19 protein-coding genes are annotated in these 12,889 nt (G+C 43.0%); 8 read left to right on the top strand and 11 right to left on the bottom strand.

Features of this window, described 5'->3' with window-relative positions; all coding sequences use genetic code 11:
* Positions 1-16: 16 nt before the first annotated feature.
* The 5 genes from NFS31_RS19075 to NFS31_RS19055 form a co-directional block, all read right to left on the bottom strand.
* Positions 17-1,117: a M56 family metallopeptidase gene (locus tag NFS31_RS19075; RefSeq protein ID WP_251498722.1), complete on the bottom strand. Its 1,101-nt coding sequence runs from the start codon at positions 1,115-1,117 to the stop codon at positions 17-19.
* 4 nt (positions 1,118-1,121) lie between these two features.
* Positions 1,122-1,481 carry a BlaI/MecI/CopY family transcriptional regulator gene (locus NFS31_RS19070; RefSeq protein WP_251498719.1) on the bottom strand — a complete coding sequence of 120 codons (360 nt, stop codon included), beginning with the start codon at positions 1,479-1,481 and terminating at the stop codon, positions 1,122-1,124.
* Between the two features lie 113 nt (positions 1,482-1,594).
* Positions 1,595-2,128, bottom strand: a complete 534-nt coding sequence (locus NFS31_RS19065; RefSeq protein ID WP_251498715.1) for a permease — start codon at positions 2,126-2,128, stop codon at positions 1,595-1,597.
* A complete protein-coding gene (locus NFS31_RS19060; protein ID WP_331482763.1) occupies positions 2,125-2,622 on the bottom strand; it encodes a hypothetical protein in 498 nt (165 codons plus the stop codon). Before NFS31_RS19060 ends, NFS31_RS19065 begins: the two co-directional genes overlap by 4 nt.
* Positions 2,616-3,164, bottom strand: a complete 549-nt coding sequence (locus tag NFS31_RS19055) for an ECF transporter S component family protein (protein WP_251498712.1) — start codon at positions 3,162-3,164, stop codon at positions 2,616-2,618. The genes NFS31_RS19060 and NFS31_RS19055 overlap by 7 nt, the downstream gene beginning before the upstream one ends.
* A gap of 95 nt (positions 3,165-3,259) precedes the next feature.
* Here NFS31_RS19055 and NFS31_RS19050 point away from each other — a divergent pair, with 95 nt between their 5' ends.
* The 3 genes from NFS31_RS19050 to NFS31_RS19040 all read left to right on the top strand — a co-directional run bounded on the left by NFS31_RS19050 (position 3,260) and on the right by NFS31_RS19040 (position 5,228).
* A complete protein-coding gene (locus NFS31_RS19050; RefSeq protein WP_251498709.1) occupies positions 3,260-3,919 on the top strand; it encodes a Crp/Fnr family transcriptional regulator in 660 nt (219 codons plus the stop codon).
* Positions 3,920-4,158: 239 nt separating this feature from the next.
* Positions 4,159-4,482, top strand: coding sequence for an RNA polymerase sigma factor (locus NFS31_RS19045; RefSeq protein WP_331482762.1), 324 nt, complete (start codon positions 4,159-4,161; stop codon positions 4,480-4,482).
* Positions 4,482-5,228 carry a hypothetical protein gene (locus NFS31_RS19040; protein WP_251498706.1) on the top strand — a complete coding sequence of 249 codons (747 nt, stop codon included), beginning with the start codon at positions 4,482-4,484 and terminating at the stop codon, positions 5,226-5,228. The genes NFS31_RS19045 and NFS31_RS19040 overlap by 1 nt, the downstream gene beginning before the upstream one ends.
* Before the next feature lie 288 nt (positions 5,229-5,516).
* On the opposite strand, the gene NFS31_RS19035 is transcribed toward NFS31_RS19040, so the two are convergent.
* A complete protein-coding gene (locus tag NFS31_RS19035; RefSeq protein ID WP_251498703.1) occupies positions 5,517-6,464 on the bottom strand; it encodes a helix-turn-helix transcriptional regulator in 948 nt (315 codons plus the stop codon).
* A 105-nt stretch (positions 6,465-6,569) separates the two neighbouring features.
* On the opposite strand from NFS31_RS19035, the gene NFS31_RS19030 reads away from it, so the two are divergent.
* From NFS31_RS19030 to NFS31_RS19015, 4 genes are all read left to right on the top strand, one after another.
* Entirely contained in the window at positions 6,570-6,872 is a 303-nt protein-coding gene (locus NFS31_RS19030) for a hypothetical protein (RefSeq protein ID WP_251498700.1), read from the top strand.
* On the top strand, positions 6,869-7,321 hold the full coding sequence (locus tag NFS31_RS19025) for a DUF6194 family protein (RefSeq protein ID WP_103237946.1): 453 nt from the start codon (positions 6,869-6,871) through the stop codon (positions 7,319-7,321). The genes NFS31_RS19030 and NFS31_RS19025 overlap by 4 nt, the downstream gene beginning before the upstream one ends.
* Positions 7,322-7,385: 64 nt before the next feature.
* A complete protein-coding gene (locus tag NFS31_RS19020; RefSeq protein WP_251498697.1) occupies positions 7,386-7,649 on the top strand; it encodes a hypothetical protein in 264 nt (87 codons plus the stop codon).
* A gap of 218 nt (positions 7,650-7,867) precedes the next feature.
* Entirely contained in the window at positions 7,868-8,362 is a 495-nt protein-coding gene (locus NFS31_RS19015) for a hypothetical protein (RefSeq protein ID WP_251498694.1), read from the top strand.
* An 89-nt stretch (positions 8,363-8,451) separates the two neighbouring features.
* On the opposite strand, the gene NFS31_RS19010 is transcribed toward NFS31_RS19015, so the two are convergent.
* The 5 genes from NFS31_RS19010 to NFS31_RS18990 all read right to left on the bottom strand — a co-directional run bounded on the left by NFS31_RS19010 (position 8,452) and on the right by NFS31_RS18990 (position 11,878).
* The gene (locus tag NFS31_RS19010; protein ID WP_160558258.1) at positions 8,452-8,910 is read right to left on the bottom strand and encodes a GNAT family N-acetyltransferase; all 459 of its coding nucleotides are present in this window, start codon (positions 8,908-8,910) and stop codon (positions 8,452-8,454) included.
* Positions 8,911-8,986: 76 nt separating this feature from the next.
* A complete protein-coding gene (locus tag NFS31_RS19005) occupies positions 8,987-9,859 on the bottom strand; it encodes an alpha/beta fold hydrolase (RefSeq protein ID WP_251498691.1) in 873 nt (290 codons plus the stop codon).
* 240 nt (positions 9,860-10,099) lie between these two features.
* Entirely contained in the window at positions 10,100-10,567 is a 468-nt protein-coding gene (locus tag NFS31_RS19000) for a DUF3795 domain-containing protein (protein WP_251498688.1), read from the bottom strand.
* A 27-nt stretch (positions 10,568-10,594) separates the two neighbouring features.
* A complete protein-coding gene (locus NFS31_RS18995) occupies positions 10,595-11,056 on the bottom strand; it encodes a GyrI-like domain-containing protein (protein ID WP_251498684.1) in 462 nt (153 codons plus the stop codon).
* A 33-nt stretch (positions 11,057-11,089) separates the two neighbouring features.
* Positions 11,090-11,878, bottom strand: coding sequence for an EFR1 family ferrodoxin (locus tag NFS31_RS18990; RefSeq protein WP_251498681.1), 789 nt, complete (start codon positions 11,876-11,878; stop codon positions 11,090-11,092).
* Between the two features lie 277 nt (positions 11,879-12,155).
* Here NFS31_RS18990 and NFS31_RS18985 point away from each other — a divergent pair, with 277 nt between their 5' ends.
* Positions 12,156-12,731, top strand: a complete 576-nt coding sequence (locus NFS31_RS18985; RefSeq protein ID WP_251498678.1) for a hypothetical protein — start codon at positions 12,156-12,158, stop codon at positions 12,729-12,731.
* Positions 12,732-12,889 lie beyond the last annotated feature (158 nt).

Below are 12,889 nucleotides of genomic sequence, written 5' to 3'. Positions count from 1 at the left end.
TTTTCACCATTCCTTTTCAAGGCACTGGGGCTGATTCTATCCCGGCCAGATTCTCCTCCATTTTATCCATCACCCGTTTCTTCTGCGCTTCTGTGAGAAATCCGTACGCTATTGCATCGTCCAGAATCTCTGCCACCTCTGCCATATCATTCCGGTAGGTTTCGGCAGTCAGAGGCACATTTCGGTTCACAAGTTCCGGCCGCATGACAATGGTTGGGTTAAAGGAGACCATAACCGTTTCTGTTTCCATAAGAAACGCCCCTTTATAGATGACATATTCTCCTTTCCCATTGTTAGCTTTCAGGCGGTTCAGATCCCGTTCCATGGCTACGGCGTCCGGGTCTTTCTCGCCCCTGTCTTCTTTTACAGCATCTACGATCCTTTGGTATTCTTCCACGGAGTACAGTTCAAATATGCCTCCAAGGGTCGGGTCATCCTTCCGGAAGTTCAGAGAAAAAGTGCCGGAGGGCATTGCGCCATAAACCGTTATACAGCTTATGGTCATGGCAAGGGAAAGGAGAATTCCTGTGAGGGAAACTTTTTCTTTCTTTTTCATGATGTGAAAGATTCGTTCTCTTATAAGGCTTTGCCCAAAACCGAAGGTCAGAAGATGGATTCCGGCTCTCTTTGCTTCCAGTTCTACCAGTAAATCGGCATAAAGCTTACGGTTTTCTCCTCCCACGGCCCGGACTACGGCTTCATCGCAGGCCAGCTCCATATCCCGGCAGGCCAGGGCAGCCATGAGCCATACCAGAGGGTTAAACCAGTGGCAGACACAGGATATGGTCAGGCACAGCTTTTTCAGTGCATCCAGGTGCCGGATGTGAGCCGCTTCATGTTCCAGGATCAGCTTCATGCTCTCTTTGTCCGCCCCGGCTGTCTGCCAGGTTCCCGCCGAAAAAGGTAAAGCCGCGGTGATATCCGGCATTTTTCCGCTTAACGAATGCGCCGCAGGCACAGGAAAGCCCGTCGGTACGGGAATCATCAGCTTCCACCAGGCAAGCAGCCAGAGCAGCGAAAAAACGGTTCCGGGTATTCTGTCAGAAAAGAACTTCCGAAAGGCCACGGCCATCAGAATCAGAACGGAAGCCGAAAAGCTCATCTGCAGCAGGTTCATAGGCTCACTCCATTTCATTGATCATTTGCTTTAATTCCTCCAGTTCCTTTTTTGACAGGGCCCTCTGGGATAACAGCGCCGAAAAAAGCAGGGGGACGGAGCCGTCAAAGACACGGTTTACAAATTCCCTGGTATCATCCTGAACTGCCTGTTCTTTGGAAAGGAGAGCCCTGCAGACAAAATTCGGTTCCAGGCGTTCAATAAAGCCCTTCTGGATACATTTTTTAATGACCGTGTAGGTGGTATTCTTATTCCAGCCGACGGTATCACGTAGGGTCAGGGAAATCTGTTTGGCTGTCACTTCTCCTTCTTTCCAGATTACTTCCATTACCTTTCTTTCTGAATCAAACAGTGTCTTTTCCATACCCGTGTTCACCTCATATTCATTGTGTGTTCTTTATCGTACATTTCCTATACACTATCACAGTAGTCTGTTGATGTCAATGAATAACCGCCGGATATGGATGTTCAGTATTGTTATAGCTTGTCCGCATTTTCATAGATTGCCTTTTTATCCTGATCGGACAACAGTTTTTCAATGATAAAGGCAATCGCAAAGACAACCAATAGATTAAGACCAAACTTGATCAGAGTAAATGGCGCTCCCAAAGAGGATATTTCAAAAAAGAGCAGGGGAATACGGATACTTGCGCTTGCGCAAAGAAAAATCAGCACGTTTGAAACTCTGCTTCCCTTTTTTAACAACACCCCGGCAACAGGCAGCAGCGCATATAAGGGTACAGCCGTTATCATTCCCGACAACAGGGCAACGGCAATTCCTTTTATACCGGAATCAGCTCCCATAATCTGTATCATTTTTTCCCGTTCAACCCATACGTCCATCAGCCCGATACATACGAAAACAGGCGTAAGTATGAACAGGAAGTTGATAACGTTTTTTCTGCTAAAAGCCAATGTAGTTTTTCCAATCTGCGGGTCATATAGCCAAACGATACCGTTGCAGAGCACAATTATAAATAGAAACCAGTATTTTCGTATTGCCGTTTTCATTTGAGAAAAACCCCCATTAAGTAAGCAGTGATAAAAGAGAATAGAAACGCAAGTACATTCCGGAGAATGGCTGTTTTCCTGCCCAGATATTTTACCTCTACCGGGATTGTGATGATCCCAACCGTAGTAAGTGCACAAACAAATACCGCCATTTGTGTAAGTCCCGCGCCGTTTTTCAAAAGTTCCGCAACAATGGGAAACGCAATCATTACGGGGATTAACGTAATTGCGCCAATAAGCGAAGTTAAGAGCATACCGGTAAATCCCGTTTCCTCGCCGATCATGCGCCTGATTGTTTCCGGTGAAAGCACCGCAAGCGCCAATCCAACAAAAAGCAGGATAGCCACAAATTGCGGTAGAACGCCTGTAAACATTTTCCATGCTTTTTTTAAGGACAACAGCGTTTTACTCTTGTCTTTCACAAAGGAAAAGGTGAGTAAAACCGCTGCTAAACCGTAAAACCAATAAGTAAAAACTGTGTTCACCTTTACCACCGTCCTCCCTCAAACGCTTTTTTTAATGGCGAAAGTACCAGCAGCGCGACACCGCCGCCTAAAAGGGCTGTTAATAGCTGTGGTATAGAGAACATATTAGAAATAACCGATGTCTGCGGTTCGGGTAATCTTAAAAGCAATGGCACGGCTATTTTTGCAACCCCGATGTATAGAATTAAGAATTTACCGGTTGCCGCAACGACTAAAGCAATCATTTGCGCGGTATGCTTATGTCCCCAATGCCGGTTGCCTATGAAGTGCCAAGTCAATATGAGGGCAATGTTCCCTGCTATGATAAACGGTATCAGGCTCCAAAGCGGGCCGATTCCGATCAGCTTTGCCATGACAGGCGAAATGACAGCGACACAAAGCCCTGACATCATACCGCAGGTCATAACGGAGACGACCAGCAGCATATTCACAACAGACCCCGTAATTATGGTATTTCCCAAGGAGGCGGTAGCCGCTTGTAATACCACAAGCAAAGCAATAAAAACCGCTGTGCGCGTAATCCAAAGTGTTTTTCCCTTGTTGTTGTTCATGGTTTTGATTTCCTTTCTCTTGCTTTTCAACTGCCATTATAGTATAATCTGCCAAAATCATCTGTTGCACACGCAACAAAAGTGAGGGCACAGCTATGAACGAATTGATAGAAGATTTGAAACAAACAAACCTGTTTTCAGGTATTGAACCGCAGGAAATTGACGGGCTGCTTCATTGCCTTTGCGCCAGGTATGTCCGTTATGTCAAGGGCGACACGATCATTGAAGAAGGAAACAAGGTATATGATTTCGGTATCATGTTATCAGGGCATGGACGAGCGATAAAGTGGGATTCGTCCGACAGGGTCATTATTATTACTCTGCTGAAAAAGGGAAGCGAAATAGGCGTTATTTTAGCAGCAAGTTCAGACCATAAAAGCCCCGTTACTGTGGAGGCGCAGGATGATGTACTGGTATTGCGGATCCCTTTTGAACGTGTTTTAACCTGGTGTAAAAAGGCTTGTCCCCGGCATGATCAGCTGCTGCGCAACTATATCAGCCTTGTCGCTGAAAAAGGGCTTGTATTGCATGAACGTATTGATTGTCTGCTGCGTCCGGCCATACGGGAAAAAATATTGACCTATTTATGGCGGATGTCCCGCGAACAACAAAAAAGGACATTTACCATTCCAATGAATAGAAACGCTATGGCTGAATATCTTAACGTGGAACGCAGCGCGCTTTCACGAGAGCTGTCCTATATGAAGCGCGATGGGGTCATTGATTGTCATAAAAACACATTTCGATTGCTTTGAGCGAATCACATATTTATTCCATAACCAGGGGCTGTCAACTTGCGACAGCCTCTGGCTGTTTATATGTCCTGTACCCTGTTCGTTCTACAAACGCTAACATGGGGCGACTGTGCTTCGGGATGTAAGGCCGTTGTTCGTTTTTCTAAACTTTTTCAAAATGACTGTGACCTAAACGATTATTTTTCGAGTAGATAGATGAAGAACTCTATCTGGGGACAAAGGAGGTATGGAAATGGAAGATGACAGCATTGTCAACCTTTATTGGGCGCGCTCTGAAAATGCAATATCAGAAACATCTAAAAAGTACGGAAATTACTGCTATTCCCTCTAACCAAAACGTAGAGCATGAGGTGGAGGCCGCGGAATTGGTACAGCTAATTGACAGTTTCGTTATGTCGCTATCTCCTATGGAACGCCGGGTTTTCATCTGCAGGTATTGGTATTTTGACCCGATTAGCGAGATTGCTCAAAGATTTGGGTTTTCACAAAGCAAAGTAAAAATGATGTTACACAGGCAACGGAAAAATCTTCTAAACCGGTTGGAAAGAGAGGAATTTTTGTAATGAAAGTTGAAAATATTTTGGATGCTGTTGGAGCGATTAACGACGAGGCTGTGCAAGATGCGAAAGCATATAAGCGGGCCCGATACAATAAAGCGGTCAAATGGGGGGCTATGGCAGCTTGTGCCGGCCTGATTATCACAGCAACAGCACTGACACTACCGGGCATTTTGAGGGAACCGGGCGGCGGCCCGAACATTCCCGGCGGCATTGTTACTCCAGGGGAACATCCGGAGGGTGTTGACCCGGTAATTGAAAGTATGGCTGTATATCCGGTCACCGAGGATATTCGGGATGCTTTAGATGCAACCATAGAAAGCGTTGATGAGAATACCGCCTACGGAATACCGGGATTAGGAAATCATTTGCCTGCTGATTTGCCCGCTGGCTATCATTTTGGCAAGGCCAGTCTATATGAAACAACTATGAAAAACGGAACAAAATATCACTTACTTCGGGTAACTTATACAACAGGCAATGATGAAATAACAACGGCTCCCGCTAACGATGATGGCGGAGCTGCAGTTGCAGACCCAAGCCTGTTTGGTTCAAGTTTTGTTGTTCTCATTATGGACTATGAGCCAAGGACAAATAACCCCATTTACTCTTTTGAGGATTTACGGGAATATTTAGAAACAAAAGACGACAATGGAATCTTTCATTTTGCCTATGAGGATGTGTATATTGGGGTTTCTCCAGATGACCTTTCTGCGGAAGAAATCCTTGATGTAGTGAATTCTATTCCATAAAGCATGTTCACAAAGATAATGCCAACGGAAAATTCTCCGACAACAGATTGATATTTCCTATGGCCTTGTGGAAGTACTCCCTGCTCAATGATCTGAAAAACGGAGAAACGGCATAGCCGAGGCTACGCCGTTTCCCGAAAACAATCCTATGCTGTTTTATGAGCGCCGCTTTTGACAAGGCTTTCTTTATACATTTTTTGATAGTAGCCTGTTGATGTCAATGAATAACCACTGGATGTGGCTGATAATATAATTGAAACGATAAGTATAATAGGGTTATAGGGAAGCTTACCTACAATAATGCTGATGTAATTCGTATATCTTTTGTTTCATTAGCTCCACAAGTTCTGGTGGTTCTAAGACAGTTGCATTGATTCCAAATGGCAGGAAATAATCGGCAACCCAATCCAAGGTTGCGTGACGTATTTCCATGTCGATGATACCGCCGCCTGTTGGGAATGTTTTTAATCCCCTTGCCAGTAAAAATTCAGTTTCGCAGCGTTTAACACCTATATCGGTTAGCTGAATCTTTATGTGGTAATCATTTCCGATTTCTAACCTTTCGAGATATTCTTGAATGGACGCAGGAACAGGAAATTTCCCTTTGGGATATGGTTTTTCCTCTATTATTTCCTTTATACGGTCAATACGGAACTCTCTGATTTGATTAGCAACGGTGCAATATGCAGGGCAATACCAAAGCCCATTCATAGCATATAGCCCAATCGGTATAATTGTGCGTATACTTTCAGAATGTGTTGATGAATACTGTATTGTTGCTGAATGGTGATTAACGACAATATGAAACATTGATTTAAGTAGTGGTGAATCGCAATGCCTGTCTGGAATCCAAAATACTACACTATTTTGAATTTGTGTAATACTGCTTTGTATATCTAAGGGCAGACAGTTCAAAAATTTTTTCAAAACAGATATTGTTTCCTGTTCAAAAGGTAAATCGTGATAGAATTTCAAGGCTTGACAGGCAAAGAATATAGCTTTGGCTTCATTCTCTGAAAAAGTGACAGGCGGCAAAATGCGCTCTTTCAAGATGTGATACCCGCCAGCAGCACCGACTTCAGAATAAAGGGGGAATCCAGCCTGTTCTAATTCTTGCAAATCACGGAGTATTGTTCGCTTTGACACAGAAAATTCTTTTGCTAATTCGCCTACTGTAAAATCCTTTTTGGTATTTATCGTTATCATCATTTCAATAAGCCGTTCTGCTTTTGACATTTTTAAAAACTCCTTTCCGAATGATGACAGCCGTTGTCACTATTCCATGATAGACTATCTATGTACCAAATGCAATATGATACTCAAACGAAAGGACAAGATGTTATGAATAAAAACGTGATAGAAATGGTTATTTTTCAGACAAACCAAGAAGTGACCGAGGAACATTTTTTACGAATGTATCACAAATTGAATGAGGTGCTTGAAAAAGATATTGCCGGATTTGTAAAACGGTCATTAACAAAGGATTTAAAGCAGGATAAATGGGTTGAAATGATTTGGTGGGCATCAATGGAGGCAGCACAGGGGGCTTTGGAAGAGTTGCCGCAGGTTACGGAATTTCAGGAGTATTGTTCTGCTTTAGCAGACAAGGGAACAATGATGTTCCATTTGGAGGAAATGGCATGACACCAAACGATATTCTTTCCTACTGCCAGTCTAATTTGAAAGATGTTGTATTGGTAGAAAGTTGGGGAGAACGAGGGATTTTTTATAATCCAAACGGAGTTTTGAAACGGGGAGTATATGTTTTAACTGTTAAAGAAAAAGACGGTGATAATGATAAAGGCTCTATGTTGAACCGTGATAATGTATATCGTGTGAATGTCGGTTTAAGGAAACAGACCTTTATTAAAAAATTTGGGTATATTCCAGAGCGTCCGCCTGCTGGAAAAATCGTAAAAATGGATTATGATTTTACCGTTTTAGATACCATTATTCCCCACCCTGTCTACGCATGGATGAGCTGGGTATGTGTTTTAAATCCCTCTGATAAGACCTTTGAGGATTTCAAAGCAATGATACAAGAATCCTATGATTTTGCAAAAGAAAAATTCAACAGAAGAAAAAGTAAATAATGCAACAAAAGCATACAAGGAACACATCATGTATTCTTTCAATGGCTTTTGCAAAGGAGAGTCTATGAACAAAGACAGCAGCAAGACCAGCCACACCACCGCCCTTCTGGATGTGAAGCCCGATCTTGTGAAGCGGATAGGAAATACCACCTTTGACATACATATCCATTTCAGCGAAACGAGCCGGGAAACGCTGCACACAGAGATGGGAAATTATACACTAAACAGCGGTGACGCTCTTATTTTTGACTCGTCTGTCAAGCACACCTATATCAATGAGCAGGATGTAATGCTTACTTTTATGGTGGTAAATTTCTATCCCAATTAAAAAAGCGGGCTGTAATCGGAATTCTTAAGAGATTCGTCAGAAAATATTCGTTGACGCACTTGGACTACTATGATAGTCTAATGTTTATACAGACTATCATAGTAGTCTGTTTTTTCAAAAGGTGCGCACCTGTGAAGATAAACTAATAAAAAGAAAGGATTTATACCATGTTCCATCATACAAAGAGAAACCTTACAGCTTCAGGAATCATGTGTCTTATGCTTATGGCTGCCGGACAGACTGCCTATGGGGCAGCGCCTGCCCCGCAGGTATCTACAGTTTGGGCCCAGGAAGTTCAGAACCCGGCGGCGGATCCTACTTTGGGAGGGCTTTTTGAGCTTTATACCCCGGAAGAATATGAGGAATCTATCAACCAGATTAAAAAATACATGGGCGCAGACCATGGGGATGTCAAGGCCATGGAAGCGGACCTGGCCAAACTGAAGGCGGATAACGGCAAAGGTGAATTTGTCATTTACAAAGGCGCTTTTACCGTATCCACAGAAACTACCATCGTTGCCTTCAATCCCACAATCGTTATGAGGCCGGATCTGGTAAAGAGCGCTGAGGAATTGACAGCGGAAAACTATAAAAAGGATATTGAGGATGTAACAAAGCTTTTGGACCAGGCCGTAAAAGATAAGACCGTAACTTTAGACCAAAAGGATTCTATCCTGAAAAAGATGAATGAAAACCTGGAGAAATTAAATTAGGGCGGCTGCCATATATGGGAAAGCAAAACGGGCGTATCATCTAAACGGTGACGCGTCCGTTTTGTTGCATGGATAATGCAAAAATAAATTTAACGTACTCTCACGGTATTTGTAAGAACAAATCCTACTTTTTTGTACAGCATGAAAGCTTTATCATTCCATTTAGCAACATGTAACAAAATAGGCTCATTACTGGTTTGGCGAATATGGTTCATTCCCCATAATAAAAGTTGTTTTCCATATCCCCTGTCTTGAAATTCCTTATTGACGATCAAATCGTCTATTTCGTTTCCATAACAGGCAATAGAACCAATAATTTCTTCCCCACTTACAAGCAGGAAAATATCCTTACTTTTTTCACGAACTTGTTTATAATCATTCAAAAAATTATACGGCTCAATAGCAAGAAATTTTCGCATTTCATAAAAGCAAGTATTATATATTTTCATGTATTGTTGAAAATACTTTTGCTCAAAAGGAATACACAAGATATTGCTTTTTTCAATATCATCTTTTACATATTTCATTTCATATGCTATTATTTCCATGTTGTAATTTCCCTTCTGCAACCCCCGATTTGTCATCTTTACCTGATAGCATTAAGACGCACTAAATTATTATCTGTTATGTAAGCAAATTGCAAATTAGCTTATTAAACCTGTCGCTTTCGCTCCATTGAGGAAAGTGACAGGATTCCTCAAACCAATAAAACTGTTTTTCTGTTTCAATCCGGTCGAAGTATTCCTTCGCAAGAGCAGAGGACACATGGTTGTCATATCTTCCCTCGATAAAAATGATTGGAGCGCCATATTGTGTTTGGGCTTCAAAGTTTGTCTGCATGACTTCCTGCCACAAATATTGTATGGCTTGCAGACTGCCCCTCTGGCGCCGAATCAAATCGGCGAGTGTGTAATATCGAGAGAGCAAAAAGGGAATGGCTAAATTATTATAATTTGTTCTTCCATAGAGGGAACCCTTGTGTTTAACAACCTGCCTGGTCACAAAAAGCAGGTCATTCAGCCAACTGTCCGTTTGATAGGAGCAATCAATCCTCCTAAGTTTTTCCAAGTCCTTTTTATCAGCATGTGCCAGAGCATATTCATAGGCTGATTTGCTGGATTTTTTCATATTGACGACTTGCCCACAGCCGATATAAGTATGCACTAATTCCGGGTATGCCTGGACAAAGCGCAGTCCCAGAATACTCCCCCATGAATGACCGACCAAATACACCGAACTTTGATGAAACCGGGGCAGCAAATAATCCACAAGTGTGTAGAGGTCATTGAGAAAAATGTCAATCGTAACGGGCCCGTCAAATTTATAATAGGACTTTCCCGCGCCACGCTGCTCCCATATAACAACCGTGAACTGCTGTTCTAACATTGTATTGTACGTCATCACCAAGGGAAACGCAGCGTCTCCGGGGCCGCCATGCAGATAGATAAGCAAAGGAGCCTTTTCCTTTTCTGCACGTATCGAAACAAACTGCGGCACACCGTTTACATTCTATTTTAACTGTTTGTCTATATACATGTTTCCTCCAACTTCTGTCGGTGCGCCTCCATTACCAAGACAGCCCTTTCTCCCAAGAGTTAACAACAGTGTAGTTCCATGGCGGCCTGTTTTTTGAAGAAGACGCTTTCATTCCATTGTTTATAATATTTTCTTGGGATATTGGCTTATCTATGAATTTTCTAATGCTTTGTTTATTGTAAATTGCAGAAATCATTTATATTATACTCTTTCAATAATTCCGCTTTTCTCTATTTTATTCCAACGTTTGAATACAATTATTTCCGCATCAGTTCCATAGCCGCTGTACTCAGATACCATGAGATATTTCTCATCAGCGATAATTCCATAACATCTGTCGCTGTCCTTTTTATGAAGCTGATTCCCTAAATAAATCCTGTTATCATCCCAAAACTTTACGGTCTGGCCGTTTGGAAGGGTATATTCAATGTTCGCAAAGGAACCTTTCAGCGCATTCAGCTCTGTTACTTCTTCCATATCTGGAATCTGTAGCGTATTGAAGGCCGCAATCAGCTTTTCTTTTAATTCGCTTAACGCTGTTTTCCCTTTTTTACAGCACTGTGCAACAAGGCATTCCGCCCCAAAAGGCTGCCCTTCTGTTGCTGCACATCCGTTACAAGTGCTGCATAATTCACAGTTCGTACAATCAATTCCGCAGATAGATTTCATTCTGTTTTCCTCCTCAAATTCTCTTTTTTACAGCTTCCTTATGGGAAAAAATATATACCCTTTCCCGGTCTTTGGACAGGTAAAATCATGGACGGCGCCAGCCAGAGCAATACCTTTGTCCTTCAGATATTGGATTACTTCTGAAAAGGTATTATCATTTTCACGTTCCATATAAATATACTCATAGCCGGGTATCACCCATTTTGTCCAGCCATCGGGAGCCTCTGCATCCTCATTACACTCCACCCCTGCAAGGTAAAGTCCTTTCTGAAAGCCTTCCCATGGCTGGAAGGAACGGGAAAAGTCAGACATTGCGCCCCATATTCCGCTGATGTTCCCATCTTCATCTTTCTTTGCCAGATGCGCGATTTCTCCAAAATGGGAATTCGCCTCATCCCATAACTTCTGAATAAAGCCGGCTCCGTCCGTTGTCGCCCCTTCTTTTCCGATTACAACAAAGGATTCTTTTTTGCATGTTTCGATTTTCATTGATTTGTTGCTCCCTTTGCTTTATGTTTCATTTCATTTTAAAGGCTCGTTCTTTTTCCCGTTTTGGATATATTTATCATAGCGGCACTGCTCAATGACTGTGTGCCCCAGTAATGTAATTGCCCTTGCCGGACAGGAACTGATGCACCGGTAACACATCGTACAGTGTTTTCCGGCAGCCGCTTTTCCATTTTTCAGGGTAAGGTTGTCTGTCGGGCAGAGCCGGGTACAAAGCCCGCAGCCTGTACAGGCATTACTGATCTTTAATTGATCCGAGTAACTTTTGGTTTTGCTGTAGTACCACAAACGCTGGCAGAGTAATCCGGTGATTTGGCTATAAAGATGCAGGCCGTTTTTGGGATACCTGCCTTTCCTGATTTCCTCTGCGCATTTCTCAATCTTTCTGTCTGCTTTCCGGATGATTTCCCGGTTCTCCTGAAAGGATTTTTTCAGCAGCTTTACATCGCAGACAGAATCAGGCATACGGATATGGAAACCGCCAACGATTTCTGCGCCATACTTTTTGAGCAGCCGTGCCGAGCAGCCTGCGCCGTCTCCGCTGAACAATCCCATAGTGGCAACGCAGAGTATTTTTTTACCCTTCCAAAGATCCGGATGGCTTTTGATAAAATCTTTTACCATGACGGGAACGTTTGAAAACTGAACAGGATATGCAAAAACAATAAAGTCATGCTGTGATAATAAATGTACCGCGTCTTTCTGCTCCATCGGAACTGCCTGCGCAGTTTTATCCAGTAAAAAAAGCAGCTTTTTGATACAATGTTCTGTGTTTCCCGTACCGCTTAAATAGATACCTGTCATATTTTTTCCCTTTCAAAATTGGAGTAATGACCACGTCCCTGCACCATGGTTTCTGATTTTATCCTCTTCTGTCAATTTTACTGCCATTGACCGATTTTGGGAAGGGCCGAAAACAAATGTCTTCTCAAAACCGGTCAATGGAGCAATAATAAAATTAAGTTCATTCTTTTTTAAGATGTTTAAGAGGCTTTTTAGAGACTACTCTGATAGAATGGACAAAAATCCGCAGAAATACTGGATAAACTGTGGATTGAATTTTATATGAGAGGAGGGCAACATGAAAAAGAAAACAGGAAAAATGATCTTATTGGCAGGGGTGCTGTGCATCCTAAGCCTTGCGGTATGTGCCTGTGGAAAGACGGAGGAAGCATCAGATACCCAGGAACCACAGGTGGTTCAGGGCGAGCCGATCCCGGAGGATGATACAGAGGACGATGCTTCTGCTCCGGAACCGGAAGCGGATGCAGAAGGAACCGACACCGGGAATGAACCGGAGTCACCGGAATCATCACCGGAACCGCAATCCGGTGAAAGCGGCAGCCAGGGAACAGACAGCACACAGAAAGAACAGCCGGAAGCACAAAGTCAAAGTACGTCTGGCACATCTGCAGAATGGGTGGACAGTACTCCCAGTCTGGAAGGGGATATCAAAGAGCTGAAGGATGGGCAGCTTACCGTGGTAGAGGCCATTACAGAAAAGTCAGATAATGGAGGTGATATCGTAGTGTCTCCTGGCAGCGGGGATGATTCTGAGTTTAACAAGATTGCGGTTACATACGATGAAAATACCCTGTTTGCTATACAAACGATCTATGATGGAGGGGCCAGATTTGAAATGTCAGAGGCAACGTAAACGGTAGATAGTGAGTACCTATACAAAACATGAGCAAACCTGTATGATAGAAACAGATTTGCTCCAGTCTTTATTTCACTTCACTTTTATCAGGCTTGCGGCAATTCGCTGGCAGGCTTGGTGACCAGGGGAGCAGGTCATCCAGAAAACTGCGGTCG

Source organism: Otoolea muris (assembly GCF_943193115.1).
Taxonomy (GTDB): domain Bacteria; phylum Bacillota; class Clostridia; order Lachnospirales; family Lachnospiraceae; genus Otoolea; species Otoolea muris.
Note: the sequence above shows the minus strand (reverse complement) of the source record. Positions and strands in the feature narration are given on the sequence as shown.